This is a genomic window from Ensifer sp. Root278, assembly GCF_001429285.1.
Classification (GTDB): Bacteria; Pseudomonadota; Alphaproteobacteria; order Rhizobiales; family Rhizobiaceae; genus Ensifer.
Genome location: NZ_LMJJ01000008.1, coordinates 18,558 through 44,478 on the forward strand (window position 1 = coordinate 18,558; position 25,921 = coordinate 44,478).

Annotated in this window: 19 protein-coding genes and 1 riboswitch; of the genes, 8 read left to right on the forward strand and 11 right to left on the reverse strand. The window is 61.2% G+C overall.

Annotated features, from left to right (window positions below):
- Positions 1 to 14: 14 nt before the first annotated feature.
- Entirely contained in the window at positions 15 to 749 is a 735-nt protein-coding gene (locus ASE60_RS36180) for a recombinase family protein (protein ID WP_348272221.1), read from the reverse strand.
- A 643-nt stretch (positions 750 to 1,392) separates the two neighbouring features.
- A riboswitch (TPP riboswitch) is annotated at positions 1,393 to 1,495 on the forward strand.
- A 252-nt stretch (positions 1,496 to 1,747) separates the two neighbouring features.
- Between ASE60_RS36180 and thiD the strand changes: the two genes are divergently transcribed.
- Positions 1,748 to 2,557, forward strand: a complete 810-nt coding sequence (gene thiD, locus ASE60_RS09055; protein ID WP_057249431.1) for a bifunctional hydroxymethylpyrimidine kinase/phosphomethylpyrimidine kinase — start codon at positions 1,748 to 1,750, stop codon at positions 2,555 to 2,557.
- A 156-nt stretch (positions 2,558 to 2,713) separates the two neighbouring features.
- Here thiD and ASE60_RS09060 read toward each other — a convergent pair whose 3' ends face one another.
- The 9 genes from ASE60_RS09060 to ASE60_RS09100 all read right to left on the reverse strand — a co-directional run bounded on the left by ASE60_RS09060 (position 2,714) and on the right by ASE60_RS09100 (position 15,515).
- The gene (locus tag ASE60_RS09060; RefSeq protein ID WP_057249432.1) at positions 2,714 to 4,015 is read right to left on the reverse strand and encodes a glycosyltransferase family 4 protein; all 1,302 of its coding nucleotides are present in this window, start codon (positions 4,013 to 4,015) and stop codon (positions 2,714 to 2,716) included.
- Positions 4,012 to 6,231 (reverse strand): hypothetical protein, encoded by a 2,220-nt coding sequence (locus tag ASE60_RS09065; RefSeq protein WP_057249434.1) that lies wholly within the window; start codon positions 6,229 to 6,231, stop codon positions 4,012 to 4,014. The genes ASE60_RS09060 and ASE60_RS09065 overlap by 4 nt, the downstream gene beginning before the upstream one ends.
- Before the next feature lie 9 nt (positions 6,232 to 6,240).
- The gene (locus ASE60_RS09070) at positions 6,241 to 6,972 is read right to left on the reverse strand and encodes a hypothetical protein (protein WP_057249436.1); all 732 of its coding nucleotides are present in this window, start codon (positions 6,970 to 6,972) and stop codon (positions 6,241 to 6,243) included.
- A 10-nt stretch (positions 6,973 to 6,982) separates the two neighbouring features.
- On the reverse strand, positions 6,983 to 8,245 hold the full coding sequence (locus ASE60_RS09075) for a glycosyltransferase family 4 protein (RefSeq protein ID WP_057249438.1): 1,263 nt from the start codon (positions 8,243 to 8,245) through the stop codon (positions 6,983 to 6,985).
- Positions 8,242 to 9,087, reverse strand: a complete 846-nt coding sequence (locus ASE60_RS09080; protein WP_057249440.1) for a class I SAM-dependent methyltransferase — start codon at positions 9,085 to 9,087, stop codon at positions 8,242 to 8,244. Before ASE60_RS09080 ends, ASE60_RS09075 begins: the two co-directional genes overlap by 4 nt.
- On the reverse strand, positions 9,084 to 11,336 hold the full coding sequence (locus tag ASE60_RS09085; protein ID WP_057249442.1) for a glycosyltransferase family 2 protein: 2,253 nt from the start codon (positions 11,334 to 11,336) through the stop codon (positions 9,084 to 9,086). The genes ASE60_RS09080 and ASE60_RS09085 overlap by 4 nt, the downstream gene beginning before the upstream one ends.
- Before the next feature lie 67 nt (positions 11,337 to 11,403).
- On the reverse strand, positions 11,404 to 12,063 hold the full coding sequence (locus tag ASE60_RS09090) for a calcium-binding protein (protein ID WP_057249444.1): 660 nt from the start codon (positions 12,061 to 12,063) through the stop codon (positions 11,404 to 11,406).
- A 291-nt stretch (positions 12,064 to 12,354) separates the two neighbouring features.
- Positions 12,355 to 13,773 (reverse strand): HlyD family type I secretion periplasmic adaptor subunit, encoded by a 1,419-nt coding sequence (locus ASE60_RS09095; RefSeq protein ID WP_057249446.1) that lies wholly within the window; start codon positions 13,771 to 13,773, stop codon positions 12,355 to 12,357.
- Positions 13,770 to 15,515 carry a type I secretion system permease/ATPase gene (locus ASE60_RS09100; protein WP_057249448.1) on the reverse strand — a complete coding sequence of 582 codons (1,746 nt, stop codon included), beginning with the start codon at positions 15,513 to 15,515 and terminating at the stop codon, positions 13,770 to 13,772. The genes ASE60_RS09095 and ASE60_RS09100 overlap by 4 nt, the downstream gene beginning before the upstream one ends.
- A 232-nt stretch (positions 15,516 to 15,747) precedes the next feature.
- On the opposite strand from ASE60_RS09100, the gene ASE60_RS09105 reads away from it, so the two are divergent.
- From ASE60_RS09105 to ASE60_RS09135, 7 genes are all read left to right on the forward strand, one after another.
- A complete protein-coding gene (locus ASE60_RS09105; RefSeq protein WP_057249450.1) occupies positions 15,748 to 16,320 on the forward strand; it encodes a MarR family transcriptional regulator in 573 nt (190 codons plus the stop codon).
- 44 nt (positions 16,321 to 16,364) lie between these two features.
- Entirely contained in the window at positions 16,365 to 17,618 is a 1,254-nt protein-coding gene (locus tag ASE60_RS09110) for a glycosyltransferase family 4 protein (RefSeq protein ID WP_057249452.1), read from the forward strand.
- Positions 17,619 to 17,792: 174 nt separating this feature from the next.
- The gene (locus ASE60_RS09115) at positions 17,793 to 19,265 is read left to right on the forward strand and encodes a DUF6212 domain-containing protein (RefSeq protein ID WP_156414615.1); all 1,473 of its coding nucleotides are present in this window, start codon (positions 17,793 to 17,795) and stop codon (positions 19,263 to 19,265) included.
- Entirely contained in the window at positions 19,252 to 21,933 is a 2,682-nt protein-coding gene (locus ASE60_RS09120; RefSeq protein WP_057249456.1) for a glycosyltransferase, read from the forward strand. The genes ASE60_RS09115 and ASE60_RS09120 overlap by 14 nt, the downstream gene beginning before the upstream one ends.
- Before the next feature lie 38 nt (positions 21,934 to 21,971).
- The gene (locus ASE60_RS09125; RefSeq protein WP_057249458.1) at positions 21,972 to 23,150 is read left to right on the forward strand and encodes a polysaccharide pyruvyl transferase family protein; all 1,179 of its coding nucleotides are present in this window, start codon (positions 21,972 to 21,974) and stop codon (positions 23,148 to 23,150) included.
- 144 nt (positions 23,151 to 23,294) lie between these two features.
- Positions 23,295 to 24,467, forward strand: coding sequence for a polysaccharide pyruvyl transferase family protein (locus ASE60_RS09130; RefSeq protein WP_057249460.1), 1,173 nt, complete (start codon positions 23,295 to 23,297; stop codon positions 24,465 to 24,467).
- Between the two features lie 7 nt (positions 24,468 to 24,474).
- Positions 24,475 to 25,581 carry a glycoside hydrolase gene (locus tag ASE60_RS09135; protein ID WP_244495574.1) on the forward strand — a complete coding sequence of 369 codons (1,107 nt, stop codon included), beginning with the start codon at positions 24,475 to 24,477 and terminating at the stop codon, positions 25,579 to 25,581.
- Between the two features lie 48 nt (positions 25,582 to 25,629).
- Here the strand turns inward: ASE60_RS09135 and ASE60_RS09140 are convergent, their stop codons facing one another.
- The gene (locus ASE60_RS09140) at positions 25,630 to 25,872 is read right to left on the reverse strand and encodes a hypothetical protein (protein WP_057249462.1); all 243 of its coding nucleotides are present in this window, start codon (positions 25,870 to 25,872) and stop codon (positions 25,630 to 25,632) included.
- Positions 25,873 to 25,921 lie beyond the last annotated feature (49 nt).

Sequence of the window (25,921 nt, forward strand, 5' to 3'; positions counted from 1 at the left end):
GGACGGAGAGCCGTTTAACGGCCTTTTCCGTAACTGCCTTCAGGAGGACCAAATGGATGAGCCATTTCAGCTTCCGTGACGCGGTTTGCCTCGCGATTGCCATGGCGGGAATGGCGAGCGCTTACGCGGCGGATATGCCCGTTGCAGATATCGTTCCTGAGCCGCGACAGACTGAGAATGTTAGTCTGCAGGACTTCATCAAGGCCAATCCGGATTGCCTGGAGTTCACCGATCAGTGCTCGCATTGCGCGGTCGTCAACGGCGTTGCCGAATGCTCGACGGCGGAGATAGCTTGCATCAAGCGAGAGAACCAGTGCACTAAGCGGACAGCTAAATAGAACATTGCGGTCAGAAATTTCCCGCAGCCGTTCAGCAACATGCAGGGACCGGTTTCCTAAGTTGCCTTCCGAAGCTCCGAGATATTTTGGAACTCTGCCAAGATATCTGGCGCTTTTTCCTTCGCCGGCGTATGTCCACGCGATTTCGAAGCGATGCTTGGCGGCATAGCGCTCGATGGCGGCGATCTGGTTGTCGGTCGAGTACTTCTGATGCTCGGTCGACATCCGAACGTAGATCGCCGCGCGAACCTTGGGTCGCTCGTCCGAGGGTGGTTGTTCGTCGCTGTTCTCAGTCCAACCGATAACCATGACGTGCCGGTATATCACGTGTGAATTGAGGTCAGAATGCCGGAGTATAGACCGGGGAGGTGAGCAGTATGGTTCCGAATACAGGCACAATTGTTCCAGCATCAGCGCGCGCCGCTAAGACGATTACTTTGCCGCCGTTGCGGCGGCGCTGCGTCATGAATTGGGTGGGGGAGGCCGTGCGATAAAGACGATCATGCGCTGGACAGGCGCGAGTGGCCGAACGACGAGATATTGGCTAGCCGGCGATCGCGGCCCCGACCGATGGCACCTCATTCTGCTGGCCAGACACTCTGATGAAGTGTTGCAGGTTGTGATCGCAATGGCGCACCGCGATATTCTGTCTGTCACACTCGAACTGTGCGCAGCCGAAGCGGCGTTGGCCCGAGCAAGTGCAATTCTCAAAGCATTGCGGTGATATTGATGCGATGAGGCGCCTAACATCTACCGTTATGCGTGGAAGGCCCGCCGCCACTGAGTGAATCGGTAGTGCTGCCGAACAATTCACTCCGGGATTGCATAGGCTCGCGTTCGAAATCCCCTTGCCTTAACGGCCTTGAGGTGGCTACTCTACCAGCGTCTGTGAAGTCGAACGCTCAGACGGAAGGCTCCTTATGCTCTTGAGGCAAAAGGGGCCTTTTGCTGTTTGTATCCTTTAAGGGCCTCCTTCGCCCGCATCGAACCGGCTTACATACGGGCCTGCTAAACTCAAGCAATTGACATCCCCTCCCGCGCTCCCATAGCATTCATGCCTGCCGAGGGGCGCACCTGACGGTGCTGAGATGGCGGTGAGCCAGACCCTTGAACCTGATCCGGATCATACCGGCGTAGGAACGGCAAGGGCCTCTCTGGCACTCCCGCGTCTTCGCCGTTCATCCGGATCTCCGTGATTTTGGTTTCGGGAGATCGTTGGTGCCTGCACATAGTTTAGAATATGGCGACGTAGAATTCCGGGGGATGAGCCGACCGGCGCGCGTGCTCGATCATTCGGTTTCCTCGCTGGTAGCTGGAACACGCTCGGGAATGGGCGCGTGCCAAAGTGCCTGGCTTGTGAGCGCGTTTGCCATATTTGGACCCGCTTCCACATTTCAGCGGAGCCAGGCATGACCGCTATCGCCGTTACCATCGCAGGCTCAGATTCCGGTGGCGGTGCCGGTATCCAGGCGGATCTGAAGACGTTTTCGGCCCTTGGGGTCTATGGTGCCAGCGTGATCACGGCCATCACCGCGCAAAACACCAGAGGTGTTACGGCCGTTGAGGATATCTCTCCGGGCGTCGTTGTAGCTCAGATCGACGCCGTGTTTTCGGATCTCGCGGTTGGCGCTGCGAAAGTCGGAATGGTGTCCCGCCAGGAGACCATTGCTGCGATCGCGTCCGGCCTGAAGCGATACGGGCATTTGGCAGTCATCGATCCGGTGATGGTCGCCACGTCAGGTGACATTCTGTTGCGTCCGGATGCGATCGCGACCCTCAAGGAGGAATTGCTGCCCCTTGGCCTTATCGTGACGCCCAACCTGCCCGAAGCGGCGTTGATGACGGGCCGCAGCGTTGCCGAGAGCGAGACGGAGGCGGCGCGCCAGGCGGAGGTGCTCCTGAAACTTGGTGCACGCGCCGTGCTGATGAAAGGCGGGCATGCCAAGGGCGATGAAGCGGCTGATATCCTCTTTAACGGGGACACTTCCTTGCGCCTGTCGCGCCCGCGGGTTGAGACGACAAACGATCATGGCACCGGCTGCACGTTGTCTGCCGCAATCGCCGCCGGTCTTGCCCGTCGGCAGACGCTTCAAGACGCGGTTATCGCTGCCAAGGCCTATCTGCATGAGGCGCTTGTTGCCGCAGCAGCGCTCAAAATCGGGCAGGGGCGGGGACCGGTTCATCACTTCCATCGATGGTGGGCACCGAACGGCGATTAATTCCATTCCGGCGCTTGGCGCCGGTTCCACCGTTCAAGTTGACCTTTAAAAAACCAGGACATTCCATTGCCCGATAAGCAATGGAATGTCCGTCGAGTCGGGAAGTCGGCCGCTTGTAAATGCGAGGTGAGTGCCGGGGACGGAGCGCTTTTCGGTTCAGGCCACAGCGGCGCTGGGGTGCACCGGCTGCTCCTCCTTGAGCAGTTTCCGGTAGAGCGCGACATGTTCGCGGCCGCAGTCGACATGGCTTATCGGGCGCCTGAGCGTTGCCCTGAGGTTGTCCCATGACCTTGGCGTGCTCAGCACGTCTATAAGGCGATCGGCAAGGTCTTGTGCGCTGCCGGTCCGGAAATGATAGCCGTCCAGCCGGTCGCGGACTTTTTCGGCCATGCCGCCGATGTCGGAGCAAATAATCGGCCGGCCATGGTGCAGCGCTTCCTGGATCACGATCGGCGAGTTTTCCCACCAGACAGATGGCATCACAACCCAGTCAACCGATCGCATCAGCCGCGGCATGTCCTGGTTTTGGTAGGAGCCGTAAAAGCGGACGCGGCGGCCGGCGTCTTCGATCAATTTCGCCACGCGTTCCTGATACTCGGTCGGCTGACGCTCGAGGTTGCCGCCGAAGATCATCAGCGTGGAATCGTCACCCCAGATATCGTCGGCCACGCGCGATACCGCGTCGATCAGCACATGAACGCCCTTGAAGGGCGTCATCTGCCCGAAATAGGCAAAACGATTGCGACGTGCCGTCGGCGCCGGCAATTCGCGCGCTGCCGTCTTTTCACCCAGGACGATGCCGTTTTCGATCACGAAGATCTTCTCGGCAGCGATGCCCCACTCGACATAGCGGTTGGCGAGAAAGGCGCTCGGGGCGATGAAGGCGTCGGCAAGGTTCAGCATGCCCCGCACGAACTGCTCGCGGCGTACGAAACGCGACACGGGGATTTCGGGGAAACACGTGTGGCAACTGATTGGCGAAGCGCCATTGCAAAGCTGGCCCGAGGGCCGCTTCACCATTTGTCCGTGGTTGTGACAGATCGGCAGGTACTCGTGGAAGGTCACGACGATGCGCGCTTTCGGCAGAGCGTCGCGCACCGCATAGAGCGCTTCCAGCCCGAAGCCGATGATATGGTGGAAGTGGACGATGTCCGGCTTGATGTCTCCCACAAAGCGCAAGAGGTCGCGACGGATCGCGTCGGTATCGCCGTTGGACAGGAAGAAATGATCAAAGTCCTCGGCATGGTAGAGCACTTCGTCCATCGCCAGGCGAAGGCTCATCAGCGCCGACGCGCCGTGGCGCGGCACGGGATTGCCGACGCGGGCGAGGTAGATCGATTCGATCCCCGGCAGGCCGTTCAATGCCTTGTGCAAGCCATGGGAGGCGATCTCGGCGCCGCCCAATGAATGGGTCGGGTGGCCGTGCGAGACGACCAGCACGCGGAGTTTGTCACTCATGCCGAAACCTCATTGTGGGTCGTGTTTTCTGTCTCGACAGTCTGCATCCAGCGGCCGCGGAACAGCGTCTGATCGACACGCTCCACGTATCTGGCCGTGGCTGCCGATACGGCGCCGGACGCCTCATCCGACCCGAGCATCTGCAAGGCGGGCAACCAATAGGATTCGTAGCCCTTGCGGCTCAGCCTCAAGGCAAGGTCCAGCCCATTGAGAGACGCACCGAGATAGGCCGGCGAAGGGCCGGTATCGTCGAGAAGCGCCTTGCGGGGCATGATGGCGCATTCGAGCGACGCGGTCGCCACCCGCGTCAGCTTCAGGCGGTTCACAGCGCCGACGGGATAGCCGGCATAGCGGCTCGACTGCAGATGGTCCGCACGATCGAGCGACGAACTGCCGGCCCAGCGGATCGAATGATCCTCATAGGCAAGGGTCGGCGAGATGATGCTTCCGCTTTTTGTCTCATAGTTCGCAACGAGCGTCTGGTACCAACCGGGATTGGCCGGCGTCAGGGACGCAGACAGCAGGATGACGGTCTCATTGTCGACGGCCTGCGCCGCAGTCCGCGCCAGGTCGCTGGCATCGCCTGAACCTTCGACGGACAAAAGGCGCAGCGGCAAGCGATAGAATTCCGCAAGCCGCCGGATACGGGTGGCGCTCCGGCGAAACTGCTCCGATTGCAGGACGAGCACGATCGGGGCCTGCCGCGTATGCGGATCGAGCGCCAGAAGACCCAACAGGGCGGCAAAATCCTCCTCGGCCTCTCCCACGGCGACAAGGATTGCTGCCCCCACAGCCTCACCGAAGCGGCCAATGTCTATGACGGTCTCGATGGCTGGTGCACCCGCGCGAGCTGCATCGAGGAACGGAACGATCTGGCGATCGACGATATCGGGCAAGGCCCAACTGGTCGGATCGATGGCGTTCAGCAGCCGCAGCGCCGAATGCCTTGCCGACAGCCGTGTCGGGTGAAGCGGCATATAGGCGCGGCGAGAATCGCGAAGGGTGATTTCGAGGTGAAGGGGTGCTGCCGGATCGCCGACGAGGCCATCCGCGAAAGCGATGAAACCGTGCGAACGGCGATGTCCAGATATTGCGCCCTTGAATTCCGGCCGGTCCAAGAAGGCATCTTCCACGTCCAGCCGCTCGGTCCGAGTCCAGGCTCCATCAAGACGCGCGTCGGCGCGTCCCCGGCGCAATCGGACGCTCTGCACGTGATCGTCAGGATCGAGCATCCAGCCCGAGATCAGAAAAGTACCTTCATCGCCCTGGTAGAGCGCGTCGACACCGAGCCGGACCGGAATGGGGAGACCTGAGATCGTTTCTGTGCCGTCAAAGCCGTTGGCTGCTTCGCGCAGGCGCAACAGCACCTGCGGCGAGCTCTGGCTTTGGAGCAGCATCGCGCGAAGATGCCCTGGCGTTTCAAGGGGTCCCGCAACGAACTTGCGCTCGTGGACCGGCGCATAGCGCCAGGCGCCACGCCCACGATAGAAAATGCCCTGGATGTCACGCGCCCGCGGCAGATCATCTGCAGACAGGAGGCCCAGAAAGCCGACGGCATCTTCCGGTGCGTCGTTGCGCGGGAAAACCGCGATGCTGCACTCGGCGACCGATGCGTTTTCGGCCCGGATGATGGCGCGGCTAACGCCCGCGGCAATGTCATGCGCCCAACCCTTGAGTGCAATCGCATCAGCGTGGCTTTCACCGAGCAGCTCGATGTAGCCGTCCTTCGCGGTTCCCGCCTTGAGCAAGGCTGTGATTGCCGTCAGCTTCCGTGGATCGAGCGGCGGCTTCATCAACACGTCCACCAGGCGGCCAAGCACGTGAACGACCTGCGGGCCGGCGAGCTCCTTCAGCATGGCGGCGACATCACCTGTCGACACGGTGCGGGGCGCAACGATGTAACGTTTGCCGCTGCCATCCTTTCCGAAGCGCAGCGTTGCCGGCATGCCACGCGTGCGGTCGACGGGGATAAGCGCGGCAAAACCATGGGTGGCGGATGCCTGTGGCGCGGAAAGCCGCCAGCCGATGATGGAGGCGATCGCCTGGGTCTCCGGGGCTTCGTCGATCTCTACCGGCAGCTGATCGGCCAACGGGCCGCCGGCGCCGATCACCATCAGCAGCGCCTCGTCGATCGGGCACACCACGATCCGTCCGCTGCGCATGATGCGGGCAAGCGGTGCGGGGCTTGGCGAAAGGGAAAGCTCCTGATTGGGCATGAGACGCCCTCAGGTCCGCAGGAGAAGCGTCAGGATCGCACCTGCGGTAAAGCCCGCAAGCACAAAGAGAAGCAGAAATGCCGGCTTCAAGTCTCCGTTCGAGCGTTGCTTCAAGGCATTGAGGCTCTTCTCCATGCCAGCCACAACCCCATCAAGGCGCATCAGGTGCACGTCGAGATCGGTCAATCGTTGGGTGATTTCTGTGCGCAGGCTCGCGACGTCGTCACTGACTGCGGCAAGTCCTGCAGCTTCGCCTTCCTCGCCGTCATCGACTTTTTGCCGGATGGCCGAGCGTTGCGAGACCTGGAGTTGACGCTGTGCCGCCATCAGCACATCGAGCTTGTCGAGGACCTTTGCCAGCGGCGCGGCGATCATGGCTTCGGCCGCCTGTTCGTCGGGTTTGGGAACGCGAAGCGGCAGTTCGCCGCCTTTTTCCGTCGAGGCCATGACAACCAGTTCGCCGGTGCGAGCGCTAGCCATGTCAGGCAGCGCGATCTCGAAGGCGTGGTTGCCGTCGCCGATCCCGTTTCGCTTGAGATCGGATCGGTTGCGGTCGGCCAGTGCCTCGGCGATCACCTTGCCATCGAGCAGCACGCGAATGGCGAGCCGTTTCTCTGGCGTCTCTGGGTCGAATGCCCAACCGAAAACGCGGCCCTGGTCGATCGCGTCCACCCGGCCCTTCAAGGGCTTTGCATTGTTTTGTTCCGGTGCGACATCCGGTTTATCGGCTGCTACAGACATGGTCATTCCTCTAGGCCGCGGCAGTTCGTGCCGGCTCTATCGTGTCGATGAGCGTGAGATAGCGGCGGGCAGTGGCGTCGATATCATCGGGTTTGCGGGCGTTCGCCGAAAGGCGACGCCTGAGATCCGGGTTTTCCGCGATGCGGCGCATGGCGGCAGCAAGGGCGCGCGGGTCGTTGGGCGTAACGGTCAGGCCGGTCACTCCGTCCTGAACCATTTCGGCCATGCCGCCGATATTGCTCGCGATCACGGGCTTGCGCTGGGATTGCGCTTCGCCAATGACGAGCGGCGCATTCTCCCACCAGATCGACGGCACGATGGTGCAATCGACCGCGGCGATGAGGTCGGTAATGTCGTCACGCCGGTAGGCGCCGCGCTGCTGGACGGTGGGGGCCGTCTTCTTGAACAGGCGGGCCATCTCGTCCTTGAAGCTATCGCTTTGGAACGGCGAGCCGCCGTGTACCCTGAGCTCGAAGCGTAGGCCCTCGTCGATCAGTTGTCGCGCGGCCTCAAGCAGGACGGTGGTGCCCTTCCAGGGATTGAGGTTGCCGAAATAACCAAAGATCGGCCGGTCGTTTTCCTGTCGATCCTTCCGCGTCGGAAGGTCCCGCCGTGGCAAGCCATTGGCGATGACATCGATCTGCTCCCCGTCGAGGCCCCAGTCGATGTATCGCTGCCTCAGGAACTGGCTCGGCGATACGAAGCGATCCACCGTGCGCAGCAGGGCTTTCAGATGCTGCTCGCGAAGCACGAAGCGGTCGAGCGGAATATCCTTGAAACAGGCGTGACAGCGGTCGGGCGTCGACTTGTGGCAAAGCTCCTTGCCGCTGGTTCGCACCATCAGCCCGTCATGGTGGCAAAGCGGATAGTAGTCGTGCAGCGTCATGACGATGCGACACTCGGGCAAAGTCCGGCGCACGATGTGCGGAAACTCGGCGCCGAGCAGCAGCAGGTGATGAATGTGGACCACGTCCGGCTGAAAATCGCGCAAAAGCTCGGTCAGATCAGGAACGACGCCATAGAGGTCGATCTGGCTCATGAAGAAACGGTCGAAATGACCGGACCACAACAGCACCTCGTCGCCCTCAGAGCCAATCGCCTGGAAGCTCGTGCCTGGGCGCACCTGCCGATGGGTCTGGTTGGTGGCGCCGAGGAAGAGTACCTCATGGCCGGCGCGTTGATAGGCGCGGAAGAGGTCGTGCGCGAAAATCTCTGTACCGCCCGGATGGAGCGCTGGATGATTGTGCGCGGCGACCAGAATGCGCTTCTTCATCCGTTTGCACCCCGGCGTTCGGCAACGAAGACATCCTGGTAGTGGCCGGCATCCTGCCCGCGCCAATGGCCGAGTGATTTCAGGATGGTTGAAAAGCCCGCCCGTTCGAGCGCCCGATCGAGAAAGCCGTCATCGAAACCGACGGCGGCAAGCGGCGGCAGGCCCGGCACGAACCAGCAGGGACCATCGCCGCTGCGATTGAAGCCAAGGCGCGGATCCCGCCTGCCGTTTTCATTCTTCGCCGCCACGCGATCGACCAAGAACGCCGTCACGAAAAGCCGGCCACCGGGCTTCAGCATCCGGCTGATCTCGCTGAAATAGACAAGCACTTCATCTGGCGGGAGATGCGTGACGATCGACGTCATGATCGCGAAATCAAAGGTTCGATCCGGATAGGGGAGCTTCAGCGCTTTGCCGTTGATCTTGCCCATGGGATTGTAGAGCTCGTGGGCAATGTCCACATGCTCGAAAGTGAAGTTTGGGTAGGCGGGCGTCACGGACTTGCGGCACCAGGCGACACCGCCTTCGACCGGATCGACGCCGACGTAGCGGGCGCGATCGGCGTCGAGATACTGTGTGAGCGGAACTGCCATCCGGCCGATGCCGCTACCGATGTCGAGCACGCTGCTTTCCGGCTGCAATCCGCCCATGCGGATGAAATGGCCGAGAAACTCGGCGCCAACCGCCCGGTAGTTGCCGTCTCCGACGAACACGCTGTTGCTGTCGGGCTGTGGCAGGAAACGACTGTTGAGAACCGTTTGAAGCATCCCGTCGATGCGGTCCTCGTTCGGCTGCCAGGCCGTTTGCAGGCTCTCTGCGTGGCGAAGTGCGGGTTGGTTCATGCGGCGCTCCTGGCGGCAGTCTTGTGACCGCTCGGCGCTGCCGCCTCTTCGGCGCCGAGGTAGGCTGGCATCAGCGCGCTGATGTCGTCGTTCCAGCGTTCGGTGTGCAGCCATGCATTGTACTGGCTCGCAACACCGCGCGTGTAATCCTGGCTGCGGCTGATCGACCGCCGCTCCAGATGGTAAAGGCAGGCAGCTGGCTCATAGACGATGTCGAAGCCGGCCTGCCGGATCTTGAGGCAGAGATCGCTGTCTTCGTAGTCGCCGATCACGAAGTCCTCGGCATAGCCGCCGACGAGTTCCCAGACCTCCCGGCGCATGACCTGGCAGGCACCGGTGACGCCAGGCACGACGCGCGCTTTTTGCGCGGGCGCATAGGCACCGGGCATGCCCTTGTAGAAATGATGGTTCAGCCAGATGTCCTGCTTGTTGCGGGCAAAGTAGAGACCCGCGTGCTGCAGCGAACCGTCCTCGAAGAGAAGCTTCGGGCCGATCGCGCCGAGCGACTTCTCTCGGAGCACCGGGAGTGCAAGCGTCTCCAGCCACCCCGGCCCGCAGGGCACGACATCCGAGTTGAGCATGACGACGACAGAACCGCGGGCATAGCGTGCGCCTGCATTGCATGCACGGGCATAGCCACCATTGCGGTTCATCACCACGAGCTTCATCGAAAGCCCATGCAACAGGTGAAAGCCGCCGAGCAGGTGCTCAGTCTCGTCGTGGATTTCAGGGGAATCCAGCACATAGATGATCTCGGCGTTGGCGGCGACAAAGGGGTCGGTGGCGAGGCCTGAGAGCTGGAAGCGCAGAAAATCGAGGACGCGGTAGAGCGGCACGACGATCGAGACCAGAGGCGCCTCCAGCATAGGACCGAAGTCCTTCGTCTGATCGACCCTGATCGTCTTTCCCAGTCTTTGCTCCACGTCCTTAAGCGCGGGCGCAAGGATCGTGCGGAACGCCGAATCGATGGCGTGCTGTGGCGGAACGGCCCGCAGGATGCGGTTGCGTTGTGTCGCGGGATCGAAGGGCTGCGGCTTCGGCACCAACGGTTTGACGGCGCCGGAGGCAAGCCGCATCTGGAAACGGGGCTGAAGTAGGGCGCCGAGCGGTTCTCGCATCGGCAACCAGCTGACGAAGCCTGTCACATCAGTCTTCGAGCCTTCTTCCGCGCCACGGGCCCAGCCGGGGAATTCATACCAGTTGCCGTCAAGCGGTAGCGCAGTGCCGTCTTCCTGAAGATAGTCGATCCCCGAGAGCACGCCGGACGGGTCACGGGTCCAACCGCCGACCAGCAGCCCGTCGGGTAGCGCGAGCGCCAGATCGATCTCTGCACCGGGGTGGAGGGGGGATTTTCCGGCCTGGCGTGCCGGCAAGGGCGAACGAAGCTGCAGGTCGGTTGCGAGCGCCGTCCCGCTTTCAGGGATCGCAGAGAGGCAACGAACGACGAACTCCCTGAGGCCCAGCGCGGCGCCGTGTTCGGGCCACCATTCCTGGATGTTCTGGTAGCGCGAGCCGCGATGGGCGACCTCGCGGATGGCAACGCCACGCTTGCCCATGATCATGAGAGAGAGCGCCTGCGGCGCCCGTGGCGTTTCGAGCACGAAGTGGCAACGGCGCCAGCCGCGCTCCGCCCGACCGGTGATGGCAAACTGCTGCGGCAACGGCACGACCGCGTCGGCGCTCAGCGCATAGATTGCACTGATCTCGCCAAACTCGGCGCTGACGGTCGTTTCCGCAAGGTATCGGCCATGGGCAAGCCGGCAGGCGATCGTCGCGGGGCGCTGGCCAAGGTTCAGGGCATGGATCGCGTCGTCGACCAGACCGGTAAAAAACTCGTCGCGGGAAAGCCGGAACGCGCTGCGCCAAACGGTGAGCAGGGTGTTGAGAAACTTGAAGCGCCCCTCGGGCGCGAGGCTGGCGAACTGTGCCGCCATATCGAGGAACGGAAGCCGGCCAGTCGGTTCGAGGACGACGGTCTGAAGGACATCGCGATCGACTGCGATTTCCGCAAGCTCGCGCTCGTTTCCGGGCCGCATTGCCCAGAAGACGCGTTGCCCGCCGTCGGCGCGCGGGAGGGTCATGCTGACAAGAGGAACGAGGGATCGCGATGCGGAAAGCGCGTATTTGGTTTTCACCGGCAGGTCTGCGGGTGCGTCCCAGATCAGCACAGCAACATCAAGGCTGAGCCTGAATGCCACAGCAGTTGCGAATTCATCGCTGAGGCTCCTGATGCGGTCGTCTGCCGTCACGCGCTACTCCTGAAGGACGAAAAGGGAGGGCGCCCCACCGGGAGGAAGTGGGGCGCGCCGGTCAATCTCAATGGATCGTGAAGTAGTGGTTCGGATTTGCCTGGATGTCGTCGGCATCGGCATTGACAAGCGTCAGCGTGTCGCCATGGCCGAAGTCGATCACGACGTTGCCGCCAACCTGGGTGACGCGCGATGCCAGATCTTCCGGAGAAGAGATGTCGAGGCCGTTGATGTCCTTCGAAACCTGCAGCAGGTCTTCGCCGGGCGTGAAGTCGAGGATGACGTCGTTACCGCCACCGCCGTCAAAGACGAACACATCGCTGCCTTCGCCGCCGCTCAAGACGTCGTCGCCTTGGCCGCCGTTGATAACGTCGTTGTCGGCGCCGCCGAACAATACGTCGTTACCCCTGCCGCCGAACAGCAAGTCACTGCCGCCGCCGCCAAGGAGAATGTCGTTCCCATTGTCGCCGTTGAGCACGTCATCACCCTGGCCGCCGAACAGGACGTCGTTCCCGTTGTCGCCATGGATGAGGTCGTCGCCCCAGCCGCCAAACAGGGCATCGTTTCCGTTGCCGCCGAACAGCAGATCATCACCTTCGTCGCCGAAGATGGTGTCGTCGCCATTGCCTCCGTTCACGAAGTCATCGCCGCTGCGTGCATGGATGAAGTCGTCGAAGCGTGAGCCAAAAAGGGCGTCATCATACGCGCCGCCTTCCAACGTGGCCATATGCTACTCCTCTGAGTTGTTGCTTACGCCCATCTCTGGCCTCAAACCTTGGATGAGCGCCGCGACATTGCACTGCAAAAAAACATATGGCAACAGCAAAGACAAAATAAATACAGATGTACTGTGCTGTTTCCTGCTACCTCAGATGTATATTGTGTGTCGTTTTGATGATTATCCCTGGGATATAAGGGGTAAGTATCTTCGCTATTACTTGGAATTCAATTCAAATTTAGAAATAAATTGCCGGCGAAATTGAATTTCGCCGGCTTCGTATAGTGGTTAAGTTCTAGTTCAGTCTTCGCGGAAGGCACGGTTCAGGCTATCCGCAATCGGCGAGACCATGTAGTCAATCGCCGAGCGTGGCTTGTGGACGATCAGGACCTCGGCAGGCATGCCGGGATAGAGCCGAATGTCGGGGTTGGCACTGAGCGACGAAGCCGCGATGCGGGCACGCGCCACGTAGTAGGAGACATTCGATTTTTCATCGACCGACTGGTCGGCCGCAACATAGCTGATCTCACCGTCAAGAGGCAGGTGCGTGCGTTGGTTGTAGGCCGTCAGCCTGATCTGCGTCTTCGAACCGATACCGATGCTGTCGATGTCACGGGTGCCGACATGCATTTCTACGAGCAGTGGCTCGTCCTCGGGCACGATATCGAGAAGCGGTTGCCCCGCCGAGACGGCGCTGCCTGCTGTGCGTAGCTGAATGTTGGTGACGATCCCGGCCTGTGGTGAGCGGATGTCGAGGCGGGTCAGGATGTCTTTGGCGGACACCAATCGTTCTTCGACATCGGAAAGCTCAAGGCGGGCCGTGGTGATTTCGCCGGCAATCTCGGATTGGAACTCATTCTCGATACCGGTCAACCCGAGTTCTGCTCCGGCTTCCGCCTTTTCGGCCTGGGCCTTATTACCGGCGAGCTCGCCACGGGTTGCCGCCAGTTCGCTCAGCTTGGCATCGATCTCGATAAGCTTCGAGCGCTGGGCGAACTCCTTCGCGACGAGAGTGGCGATCGCAGTCCGCTGCTCGGTAATCAGTTCGATCTGTCGATCGGTCGCGCGGATCTGCTCGGCGAGCGATTTGGCTTTCTCCGAAAATTCTTCGATAGTCTTGCCCTGAACATCGAGGCGACCGGCTTTTGCTTCGCGCCGGCGCTCGAAAAAGTTCGTTTCGGCCTTCACCGCATCATCGGCTGCCGGATCCGGCGCGCCCTTCAGATCATCGGGGAACGTGATTTCTTGTGAATCCGTCTGCTCCGCCCTCAGGCGGGCAAGCTTCGCAATCAGACCGAGGCGACGGCTTTGCAGCGCCTGCAGGTCGGAGCGGGCGCGAGTATCTTCGAGCTTGACGAGTGGCTGTCCGGCCGCAACGCGATCACCCTCCTGGACGAGCAGGCGCTTGAGAATGCCCCCCTCGAAGTGGCTGACAGTCTTGCGCTTCGAATCGACCACGATCGTGCCGCTTGCGACCGAGGCGCTGCTGAGCTCCGTCGAGAAAGCCCAGCCGAAAAAGCCGCCAAAGGCGACGAGGATGGTCGTGAGACCGGCAAGGACCACGCCACGCAACGGGGCGGAGGCGCTGCCTTCCGCATCGACATCCAGCCCATGCAGGGGATGAGGCCGGTCGATGATAACAGGTAGGTTCTCCCCGCCACGCGTTGTCACCGCGTTCTTTGCATCGCGCGCGATCGGTAGATTGGGTTTCTTTGTCATGCGGAAACGCCTTCCCGTCTCGGTTCGCCCGGGGTCATGGATGCGACCACGTCGGTGCGCGGTCCGAACTGGGTGATTCGGCCGTTTTCGAGGACGAGCAGCTTGTCTGCCGCCTGCATGATGGTTGGCCGGTGGGCGATCATGATGACGATCGCGCCGTCGTTGCGGGCACGCTCGATCGCACGGATCAATGCTCGCTCGCCGATCGCGTCGAGGTTGGCGTTCGGCTCGTCGAGAACGATCAGGCGGGGGCGGTCATAGAGGCAGCGGGCAAGTGCGATGCGCTGCCGCTGGCCACCGGAAAGCGTCAAATGGCCATCCCCGACGGGCGTGTCGTAGCCAAGTGGCAGCCGGCCGATCATGTCGTGCACGTCGGCAAGGCGGGCGGCGTCGAGCACCTTTTGAGGCTCGCCTTCCTCCATGCGCGAAATGTTATCGCGGATGGTGCCCTCGAGCAGCGAGACCGATTGCGGCAGGTAGCCGGTCATCTGCCCGAACGAAGCGCGCTCCCAGAGATAGACGTTGTTGCCATCGAGGAAGACGCCGCCCGTGGTCGGTTTCAAAATGCCGACAAGGAGGCGGGCAAGCGTCGACTTTCCCGCAGCCGACGGCCCGACAATGCCGAGCACCTCGCCCGGCGAAAGCGAAAATCCGATGCCCTTGATGATAGGCACATCGAGACCGGGGGCGGCATAGACCAGCTTGTCGACGACGAGATCGCCTTGTGTGCGCGGCTGCGGCATCGTCTGGCGTACGGCGAGATCTTCCTTGAGTGCCGCCTCGATCCGTCGCCAACTCGCGATGGCCAGTACCCATTGGCGCCAGTTTTCGATCATCGAATCAAATGGGGCGAGAAGGCGTCCGACCAGAATGGTCGTCGCCATCATCGCGCCGGGCGAGATTTCCTGCTTCATCACGAGGATAGAACCCGTCGCCAGCGCTGCCGCCTGGATCATGAAGCGCAGCGAGCGCGTGATGGAGGCCATCGCCTTGCTTCGGCTGCCGCTGACTTCGAGCGCATCCAGCGCATGCAGTTGCGCCGCGCGCCAGCGGCGGGCGAGAGCCGGGAGCATGCCCATTGCCTCAATCGCTTCGGCGTGGCGCAAGCTCGCACCAATTTTCGAGACGGCCTCGATATTGGCTTGATTGGCCTCTTTCATCAGCCGGCGAGTCAGCAAATCAGTCAGCAATCCACAACACACGAGCAGGGCAATGGAAATGGCGCCAAGAAGGCCGAACATCGGGTGCAGCGCAAAGAGCACGCCGAGGAAGATCGGCGACCAGGCGGCATCGAGCGGTGCACTGACGGCGGAGGTCGTGAGAAAGCTGCGCAACTCAGCCAGGTCCCGTAGCGACTGGGTCGCGCGGGTCAGCCCTTGATCGGCCGCCGCCTGCACTGCCGCGGTCAACACTGGCAGGTTCAGCCAACGCACGACCGCGCTTCCCATCGCCTGGAACGTCAGCGCCCGGATGTATTCGAGCACGCCATAGATAATGAGCGCGCCGATCACCAGAATCGTCAGCATGGTAAGCGTATCCATGCTCTGGCTGTTCAGGACGCGGTCGTGGACCTGCATCATGTAAAGCGGCGTAGAGAGCTGCAAGATGCCGATGCAGGCGCTCAGCAGCGCTGCATAAATAAGTGCCAAAACGAACACGCGGCGTGCCTTCAGAATAAGCAGCCGTGGATCGTTTGCTCCATTTTGCGCCGTCTTTGGCCCAATTTGGTTCTTGCTAATCATATTGCCTCGTTTGCTGTCACGCGTGGCGAATTTCTGGATAAGTTCGTTGGGGTCTTGAGGAAGCTATTTTGTTTGTTATCACTTAAATCACAGTGTTGCCGTGATAAGTGTGACACAATAATGGTGGGATGCTCAAGATAATCATATTCGGGGGGAGTAAAGGGGGCGAAAAATTGCTTCAAAATTTGAAGTAATTTTTGAATATCGTAGTAATGCTTAGTTGGAGAGAGGGATGAATCAAAAGATTCTCTATCCGTTCGCAGATTTCGGCGGCGCTGTTGCCATCCGCCCCGGGGATGACGCAGTTGGTAGTGCCGCTGAACACGAAGATATTGGCCAGGAGAGCGAAGCCTCCGTGGTCTCGTATTTCGAACTGGCGCGGATGATGGAGCGAGCAAGCAGACGGTTTACCGGCCTGTTGCGCGCCGAATTGACAAAGCTTGGCGTCGACGACATTGGCCCGGCGCAAGCCATGGTCTTGCTCGCGATCGGCGATGCCGAGGTGTCCGTGGCTGAGCTTTTGGATCGCGGCCACTATGTCGGTTCAAACGTGTCCTACTATCTGAAGCAACTGGGCGATGGGGAATATATCGACCGGGCTGCATCGCAGCGCGACCGGCGCTCGGCTCGCATTCGGCTTTCGGAAAAGGGCAGGCAGCTCTGCGATTCGCTCAGGAAAGCTGCCGGTGCCTATGAACGGGTGCTCAGCCACGGCGAGCAGGACCGGCGCAATCTGGAAACCGCATTTCAAACGCTGCACCGGCTTGAGCTGGTTTGGGGGAATGCGACGCGCTACGGCATCTGAGCCGCGGCGCGAACGCTGTCCTTTCATCGGTAAAAGGCTAGAACATGCACGTAGCATTTGTACACCGGCGCGGCTTCTGCCAATTCGCCGCTCTCGCGGCCCATTTGGCGCAGACGGGAAATGAAGTAACCCTCGTGACGGAAACCGTCGATCAACGGATTCCGTCAACGCGGGTCATCCGCCACAGGGCGGAACCGGGGCCGCAGGCCAATGCGCAAATGGCAAGGCATTTGGGCGTCCCGGACCATCACGTCCGCATAGGTCACCGGGTCGCAGAGACCTTCGAGGCGATGGCAAAGCAAGGCCAGGTGCCCGACGTCATCGTCGGACACACGGGCTGGGGCAGCATGATGTTCGTCAAGGACGTGCTGCCGAACGTTCCAGCGCTCGGCTATTGCGAATTCTTCTATCGCGCTGAAGGGGCGGACATCGGTTTTGCCCCTGACGACCAACCCGATTCGGACACGCGAAAGCGGCTGCGTCTGCGAAACATGGCGCAGCTTCTGTCGCTGGAGGCAATGGATGGCGGCATCAGTCCGACCCATTGGCAAAGGAGCCTCTATCCGGCCGAGCACCGCGGACGCATTGCCGTTTGCCATGAGGGCGTCGATACACGCGTCTTCCGTCCGGATGCGTCGGCCTCGCTCAAGCTTCCGGATGGGCGGGTGCTGAAGGCGGGCGATCCGCCGATCGTCACTTTCGTGGCCCGCGACCTCGAGCCCTATCGCGGCTTTCCGCAGGCGATTGCGGCGGCGGCGAAAGTCGCGCGGGAACACCCCAATGCGCTCTTCGTGTTCGTCGGAGGCGATGGCGTCAGCTACGGCGCTCCGCCGCCGGGCGGAGGCTCCTGGAGGGAGCACCTGCTTCAGTCCCTGGATGTGCCGGCCGACAGGTTCCTGTTTCCGGGCGTCGTGCCACATGCCGTGTTGCGACAGCTCTTCCAGATTTCGGCTGCGCATATCTATCTGACTTATCCCTTCGTGCTTTCCTGGTCGGTGCTGGAGGCCATGGCCTGCGGTGCACTTGTCATCGGGTCGGATACCGCCCCGATGCAGGAAGTCGTGAGTTCCGGTCGCAACGGCCTGCTTGTGCCATTCTTTGATACGGACGCGCTCGCGGGCGCGCTCTCCGAAGCGTTGCGTCATCCGGAAAAGTATACGGACATGCGTGCGGCCGCGCGCCGGACGATCGAGCAGCGGTTCCGGCTGGGTGATTGCATCGCGCGGCAGATGATGTTGCTGGACAAGGCAACAAACAGTGCCTCTACCTCTAATATCTCACTGGTTTCATCCAAATAATACTTCAAAATCCGAAGTATTATTTCACGAAAAACACAAATATCACTTATTGTGCAGTGCAAATAACCTTGATATGCTTTTCGTATGAGCTTGAATTCGCCGATGTATTTCGTTTCGGCGAATTCAACTTCAGAGGGAACTTGTTCATATTGAAGGTGGCGCGTGCAAGAGTTGATGTCTTCTGGCGTGAGGTATTCGCAGGCGAAGCGAAAGCTGGTGGTGGCATCTGATCATGACAGGGCGAGTGTCGAAGGTAGCGGCATCGAGCACCTGGTTCATTTCCTTCCCAAGGGCGATCGGGCCCAAACCACTCTCGAAAACGTATTCCCGCTGATCGGGCTTGCCTTCTCAAAAGAGGGTGAGGAGGACCTTGCGGAACGGCTCGTGTCCTTGCGTGCGCTTGGCACCGTACCGGATTTCCCGGTCAAGCGGTTGAGCGCACACACGGCGGCGGAAAGTGCCGTAATCATTCAGGCGTTGGTCGACGGTGGTGTCGGGCGTCTTGCGCGGTTTTCGAGTGCGATCACGTCGGAACTCGCGCTGTTGCGCCGCGAGCGCGAAACGCTGCTCGAAAATTATCGTGCGCTCGAAGACGCCTTCCAGGCGCGCAATTGGGAGCCGGTCACCGAGGTCTTTGCGCACGATCCCTATGTCGACCCCAAGGACGAAGGCATCGGCCATCTGATCGCCAATGCTTTCGTCGAGCAACTCCTGCCGGTTTCCAGCCATGGCGTGGCAGGCATCGCGCTTCATTTCAATTCGGTTCCGAGAGACGGTGGCGAACTGGTCGTCGTCCTGAGTTATGTCGAAAGCGGCGAAGGCGTGGCCGAATGGTCTGTGCCGTTTTCACAGCTGGTGCCTACGTGGAACTTCTTCGCCTTGCCGCGCACATGCGGAGGCGGAGCGAGGACGTTGCGGGTGAGGGTGTCGACGACGGGCTCGGAAACCATCGGTCTTTCGCTTGGTTACCCCATTGCCAGCGAGCATTACACCGCACGCTCCGAAACGCGTCACGCCGACCTCGATCTGCGTCCGCTCGCGTTCCGCATCTATACGGGCCTTCCTGGCGTCAAGCCGACACGCATGCCGAACATGATCGCGCCAACGGCGCTGCTCGACGGTCACTTCATCGAGGATTACCGGCTGTCGGTGGATCTCTTGAGTCAGATCGTCGACGTGTCGGTCACGCCGGTGGTTCCGGAGTTCCAGACCGTGCGCTACCTCGAGCACGAACACGCAGTGGTCTGCCACCCGCTGCCGAGCGGCGTGTCGGCCGGCGCCATCGGTCGGGCGGTCGAGCCCGGAACCATTTCGTTCTCCGCAAGCGCCATCGTCGATCATCCGAAGGGGGCGCCCGCTGCCGTCAGCTTCCTGCTCGCGCCAGCGACTTCGAACGCGCGTTCGGAAGTTGCCGAACTCGCCCGCAAGGGCTCGGTGAAGCCTTCGGCCTTTTTCAGTGGCTGGCGCGAGGTCACGAACCAGCAGCCGATCAATATCAATTTCCAATTGGACGAGCCGGTGCGCCATCCCATGGATCTGATGATCCTCAGCCGTGCGGTCACCGACTCCGTCGACTTTTCCTGGCTCAAGGTGTCGGGCTTCCGGATGGTAAAGCAGTCGGGTGGTGCGTCTCATGTCAAGCAATAGCGATCCACGCGACCTGATCGCGATTGCCATGCCGCTCTACGGGCACGCGGCGCTGGCACTCGAGGCAATCGAGTCCGCGTTGGCTTCGGCGCTTTCGGATTGCCGGATCGCCATCGTCGTCTCGGTCGATGGTGACCCACGGCACGAGACCTTCGATCAATTGCTGTTGTTTTCTGCGGCTCATCCCGACATCCACGTGGTCTTCGGCCGGAATGCAGGGCCGGGCGGCGCGCGCAACCGGGCCATCGACTATGTGCTCGAAAACCTGTCTGAAGCGAAGGCCGTCTATTTTCTCGACGCCGACAATCGCGTTCTGCCGGGCACGATCGAAACCCTTTACCGCCAACTGCGTGAGAGCGGCGCCGGCTGGGTCTACACCAATATCGACACCTTCTCGGTGAGCTGGCGGGCGCACTACGGCAACCACTATTCCAGGCTGGTTCACTGCATCACCGACAACATCTGCGACACGGGCTCGATGATCTCCATCGATGTCTTCCGGGAGGGCGTTCGTTTCAACGACGACCGGCAGAACGGTTTCGAGGACTGGGAATTCTGGCTCTCCTGCGTGGAACACGGCTTCGTCGGCACGCCTTGCCACGAGACGACCTTCGAATACCGCTTGCGGGCGGAAAGCCGGTTCAAGGAAGCCAACCGCGACCGTGCGACGTCCGTAAGCTTCCTCAGGAAGCGCCACAGAGCCCTGTTCCAGAGACCTATGCTGGTCGACTTCGAGCACGAGGAGTGCCCGCGCTATCTCTTCGCACGCACCGAAGACACGGCGATCTCGTTCTTCACCGACCCGACCAAGCAGCCGAAGCGGCTGCGCCTCGACGATATCATTCCGGCCTTTTGGGCAAATACCGGCGAGCCCGACAACGTGCACTTTCCGCCATTTGTGATGGCCGGCAGCGGGGCGACGATCGATCTCCTCTTGCGCTCGCGCATGTTGCCGAACGTGCTTTGCCACCTGGAGCGGTTGAGCGAGAAGGCGAACGTCGTGTTCGTCCACCTCGGCAACGACGCCACGCAGCGCAAGATCGAACCGACTTTCCTCGATGCCGGATCCGAGCACCTCGGCCAGCCGGATCTCATCTTCATTTCGACGGCGCTTTTGCGCGATGTCATCCGCAACAACGCGCTCGACTGGTTCGCCTCGATCGGCAGCCAGCAGGTCTGGCCGACATCGGCGGTCCTCAATGTGCGGTTCCCGTTCCCAAGGGCCCTGCCGCGCCGGACGCTCATTACACCGCAGCAGGTGATGATCAACTGCGTCAACGCGATCGCTACGAGCCCGCTGCGCCGCACCGCCGGGCGCCGCTGGACCTGGCGCCCGCCGCGGCTCATGCCCTATTCCGATCTGCATAAGGCGTTGCGCACGGAAATCGGCGGTTCGCCGGTGCTGCCGCTCGGGCACAGCGAAGCCGGAAAGAAAACGGCAGCACTACTCGTGCCGAACGCCTCCTTCGGTGGCGCCGAGAAGGTGATCTACGCTGCGTCCCGCGAATTGCGCGCCGCCGGCTATGAGACGCACCTGTTCGTGCTTGGCACCAGCCGAATGGACGTGATCGACGAATTCGATGCGAGCTTCGACTACGTTCATTTCTGGGACCAGGGCATTCCGGCCTGGGGAGGCTCCGGCTCGTTCCTGGGACACGACTTCATCGCCGAACATCATGAGGTCGACTGGGGCGCGTTGAAGGGCCAGCTTTCGGGCTTCGATCTCGTCATCAACAACCACGTCATGGCGGTGCACCCGCTGATCGCCCGATTGCGTTCCGAAGGCACGCGCACGGCCTGCTATCTGCACGTCGTCGACAACACGCCGTTCAAGCGCCCGGCCGGCCAGCCTTTCGCAGCGATCGCGCACGAGCATTGCTACGACGCCTTCCTGACCTGCTCGGAACAGCTCAAGTTCTATCTGCACAGCTTCGGTGTGCCGCTTGAAAAGATCTTCGCGGTTCCGAACGGTGCGAGCTTCTCCGTCCCGCCGAAGGTGCTTGCGGAGGTGCTGCAGGTGCGGCGGATCGAACGCAAGGACGATCGGTTGAGGCTTCTCTACATGGGCCGCCTCGACCAGCAGAAAGGTATCGACCGGCTCGCTGCGACGATTTCGGAGCTGCGCGCGGCACATGTGCCGTTCGACGCTCGGGCGATCGGTGGCGAGATCCTGGCTGACGCCAGCTTCTCCTGGACCGACCGGCTGAAAGAGCTTGGCGTCGATGTGCGCCCGCCCGTCTTTGCCAGCCGGGATCTGATCAAGGCGCTCGGCTGGGCAGACGTGCTGGTCATGCCGTCGCGCTGGGAAGGTGCGCCCTTGATGATCGCTGAAGCGCAGCAGCTTGGCTGCGTCCCGATCGCTACCGCCGTCGGGGCCGTCGATGAGCTCATCGTTGATCGCGAGGACGGCATTCTGATCGACGCCCCCTCCGACCCGCAGGTGGTGCGAGACATGGTGAAGGCGATCACCGAGGTCGCCCGTGACCGCAACCTGCTCGCCCCCATCATGGAAGGCTGCCTCAGAACGGCGGCGCGCCGTGCCTGGCCAAACTCTTTTGCGGAGTTCCTTGGCTGGTGCGACGGCTCCGTGACCAATTCATCTCTTTCGCGCGCCAAGGTTATCCGCGCACGCGAGACATCCAATACCGGCGTTGCAGCAGCAGTTTGAGCGCGCCGGGCGACTTTTTAACTAGAAGGGACATACGCATGCGTCCAAGAATCCTCCTGACGGGCATTCCTGGCCATTATACGCGCCTCGCCAATGGCGCGAATGGCCTGTCGGTTTCCTATTCGGAACGGCAGAAACAGCCCGAATCGAAGGACGAGTTTCTTCAGGAGCTTCGCAACATCAGCAACACCGGCAACTATCTGATCGGTGAGGGAGCTCTGCGTGCCATCGCGCCGCATGCCAAGCAGATCCCGTTCTGGCATCTCTACAACGCCCACAAGAACGGCAGCGGGTTCGACGAGTTCAACAACAACTTCGATATCTGCGTCTTTACCTGCGCAAATCTCCTGCGCAAGGGACTGTCGGCAGATGCCGAAGCCGATGTGCTGAGCAAGCTCAAGATGCCGATCGTCATGCTCGGCATCGGCCATCAGAACCGCAAGGATCTCGAAACCGGCCTGCCGGAAGGGACGAAGCGGCTGCTCGACGTGCTCAAGGACCGCGAACACTATTTCCTGACCCGTGGCTATGAGACGGCTGGCTATCTGAAGGACCAGGGCTTCAAATACGTTCGACCGACCGGCTGCCCCTCGGTCTACTTCGCGCCGAACAACATGCGCGCATCGATCAAGAAGCTGCCAAGCGTCAAGATCGGCCAGGCAAAGACGATCTTTTCGGGTTATCTCGGCGCCAATCACGATTGCATCGTCGATGCCATCGCGATGAACCCCGAGGGTGCAAAGCCGCAATATGTTATCCAGGATGAGTTCCTCCACTTCGACATGAAGGTCGAGCCGGATGCCGATGGCAGAGTATTTGACTCTTGCTCGGGAAAGATGCTCGGCGATATCGCCTATCCCGGTACGGATCGTCTGAAGGTGCCGTTCGACTTGCGCACCTTCTTCGATACCAACCAGTGGCGCGCCTGGGCCTCGCATATGGACTTCAACTTCGGCCGACGGTTCCACGGCTCGATCATCGCCATGCAGGCGGGTGTGCCGAGCCTGATGGTGGCAGTTGACGACCGGATGCGCGAAATGCTGGGCTTTACCGGCCTACCGTCGGTCGAGGTGCAGGAACTCGAAAAAGCCGAAAACCGCGCGGAATTCGTCGCCAGCCATCTGGCCGGGCTGAACGTATCCGAACTCGTCGACCGTTACTCCGATCGCGAACGCAATTTCCGCACGGCGCTGCGCGAAATCGGCATCGGCCAATAAATCGCTGACGCCTCGGGTGCGTTCTACCCGAGGCACGAATGCGATCGATTTCATAATGTTCGGGCGGGATGGGGAAGACTGCGCACACGATTCCTCATCCCGCTCTACGTCAACTGTGGGTCAGCCCATAACTCAGGTGTATCGATGCGTATCCTGCTCACCGGAATCCCTTCATATCTCCAGCGTACCGTCTCGCGTGTTTCCGGTGCGACGGTCCATCACAAGCCTTACTTCGACGACATCCGAAGCAAGAAGGAACTGATCGATCAGGTCAAAAAGATCGCCAACACCGGTAACTACCTGATCGGCGAGGGCGCAGCTTACGCCTTGCGCGGACATGACGTGACCTATGTGCCCTTCTGGCACCTGGTCAACAGCCGCGGCGCCAACGATGTCTATGATGCCCTGAACAAGGAATTCGACATGTGCGTGTTCGCCTCGGCGAACCTGTTGCGCCCGGGATACTCTGCCGATCTCGAAGCGGATGTCTTCGAGAAACTGAAGATGCCCGTGCTGGTGATGGGCATCGGCATCCAGAAACGGGAAGGGCTCAAGGAGAACCTGCCGGCCGGCACATTGCGGTTCCTCGAGGTGTTGAAGCAGAAGGAGAGCTTCTTCCTGACCCGGGGCTATTTCACCGCGGAGTTCCTCAGGGCCGAGGGCATGAAGTTCGTCAAGCCGACCGGCTGCCCGTCGCTCTTCTTCGCGCCGAACGAGATGCGACGTTCGCTGACGTCTCTAGCCAATGCGGACCTGGCATCGGCCCAGAAACTCGCTCTCGGCGGTTATCTCGGCAGCGTCGCCGACACGATCGTCGATGCCCATGCGCTGCTGAAGCCCGATAGCGTCGCAAGCTACGTCATCCAGGACGAGGTCGTCGCCTATAACCTTACGCTTCCCGTTGACGATAACGACCCGGTCTACGACCGCTCAAGCGGGCGCATCACCGGCAAGACCGAATACAAGCATCAAGAGAAGTGGCAGAGAGAGAACGAGCTCATGGTGTTCTTCGACACCAACCAGTGGCGCGCCTGGTCGTCGTCGAGAGACCTCTGCATCGGCCGGCGATTCCACGGTTGCGTCATCGGCATGCAGGCGGGTACGCCGTCGTTGATGATTGCCGTCGACGACCGCATGCGGGAGATGCTCGAATTCATCGGCTTCCCCTATATCGAGGCGGGCGTGTGGAACCGCGAAAGCGACAAGCGCGCCCATCTCGCCAACTTCCTGTCCAAGATCGATGCACAGGCCGTCACCGAGCGATATTCGGCTTGCGAGGCGAACTTCCAAAGTGCGCTCAAACAGGTTGGGATCTAATCGCCTCTTGACGAGAGCAGCGCCATGGGCGCTGCTCCTTGCCGCCCAGCTTTCCCTGGCGGCGATCGCCCTGCCAGCCCTGGCCGGGGACGCCGCTTTTGCGCGCTACGGGGTCAATCGGCTCAATCTCGCCTGGCTCGACCGTGCCGAGCAGGAGCGCGTGCTCAAAGAGATCGCCGATAGCGGCGCCACGCATGTGCGGCTTTCTCTGTCGCGGCCGGTCGAAAAGAGCATCGACGCGGTCGGTATAGCCAGCCGGCTCGGATTGCGTATCCTGCTCGAAATCCAGCTGGCGAACAAAAGTTACTATGCGGATTCGGTACGCCCCCGGAGCGGCCAGGGGCGCATCTGGGACATCAACCGCCTGTCCGATCTGGATCTCGATCGATACCGCTTGGGCCTTCGCGAAGCACTCACGCGGCTGGATGCGCTCGGTGTTCGCCTCGAAGCTGTGGAGCCTGGAAACGAGATCAACCTTGCCGGCTACAATGGCGATCTTGCCGTCTATCCGAAACCCGGTCAGCAGACGCCGCGAACTGTCGCCGATCTCAAGGATCGCGCAGCTTTCGAAGAAGGCCTCAACCGCTACATCGAGGTACTAAGGATCACCCGGGATGAGGTGCGCAAAAGCGCCAAGAGCAGCGGCGGCGCCATTGTCTCCGCCGGGCTCTCTGACATGGGCGCCAAGGAAGCGGACCGGCAAGGCATGGAGCGGCTCGATCCAGCTGAGGTGATAACGCTTCTGCGGGAACGAGGAATGGACAAGCATGTCGATGCCTACGGCATCCACATCTACCCCGCCCGCAAGGATCCGAAAGCGATCACATCCGTCGTCACTAAGCTCCTCGGTTTCTGTGAGCCATCGGAGAGCGGCCGGCCATGCTGGGTGACGGAGTGGGGGATCGCCAACACGGCCCGCACCTGTCCCGTCGATGATCGTCAGCGCGAGGGCGCGATGGCTGCCATGCGCAGCGTCTTCTCCGACTTCGCGAAGACAAAGCGACTGGATGCGGCCTACTACTATGACTGGGATACGCAGCAATCTTACCGGCTCTGGCGCTGCGGTACGCTCAGCCCTGCTGGTGCCTTGGCAATCGCCCCGGAGAACAATTGACCTACCCCGGCGCAGAGTTCCGCTTGGATCAGCGCCCGGCTGCGTCGGTTAACGGCGCGAAGCTCGGCTTGTTGCCGGTTCAAGGCCTTTGCCACGATATGTGACGGGGATGCCGAGTTCCTCGTGGGTCCGCGCCAGCGTCTCCAGCCAGGTCGCCAGTTCGTCCGGCACCTTCTCCTCCCCGGTCTCCATCGCCTCGATCCACGCCAGGTTGCAATGGAGGGCGCTCGCCAGATTGATCGGCGTCCAACGAAGAACGAGAAGGCATTGGGTGAAACGGGCGGGTGTCATCGGTTGTGCTCAAGGTTGCATGTGGAATGGATGCAGCAGGCTTTACACG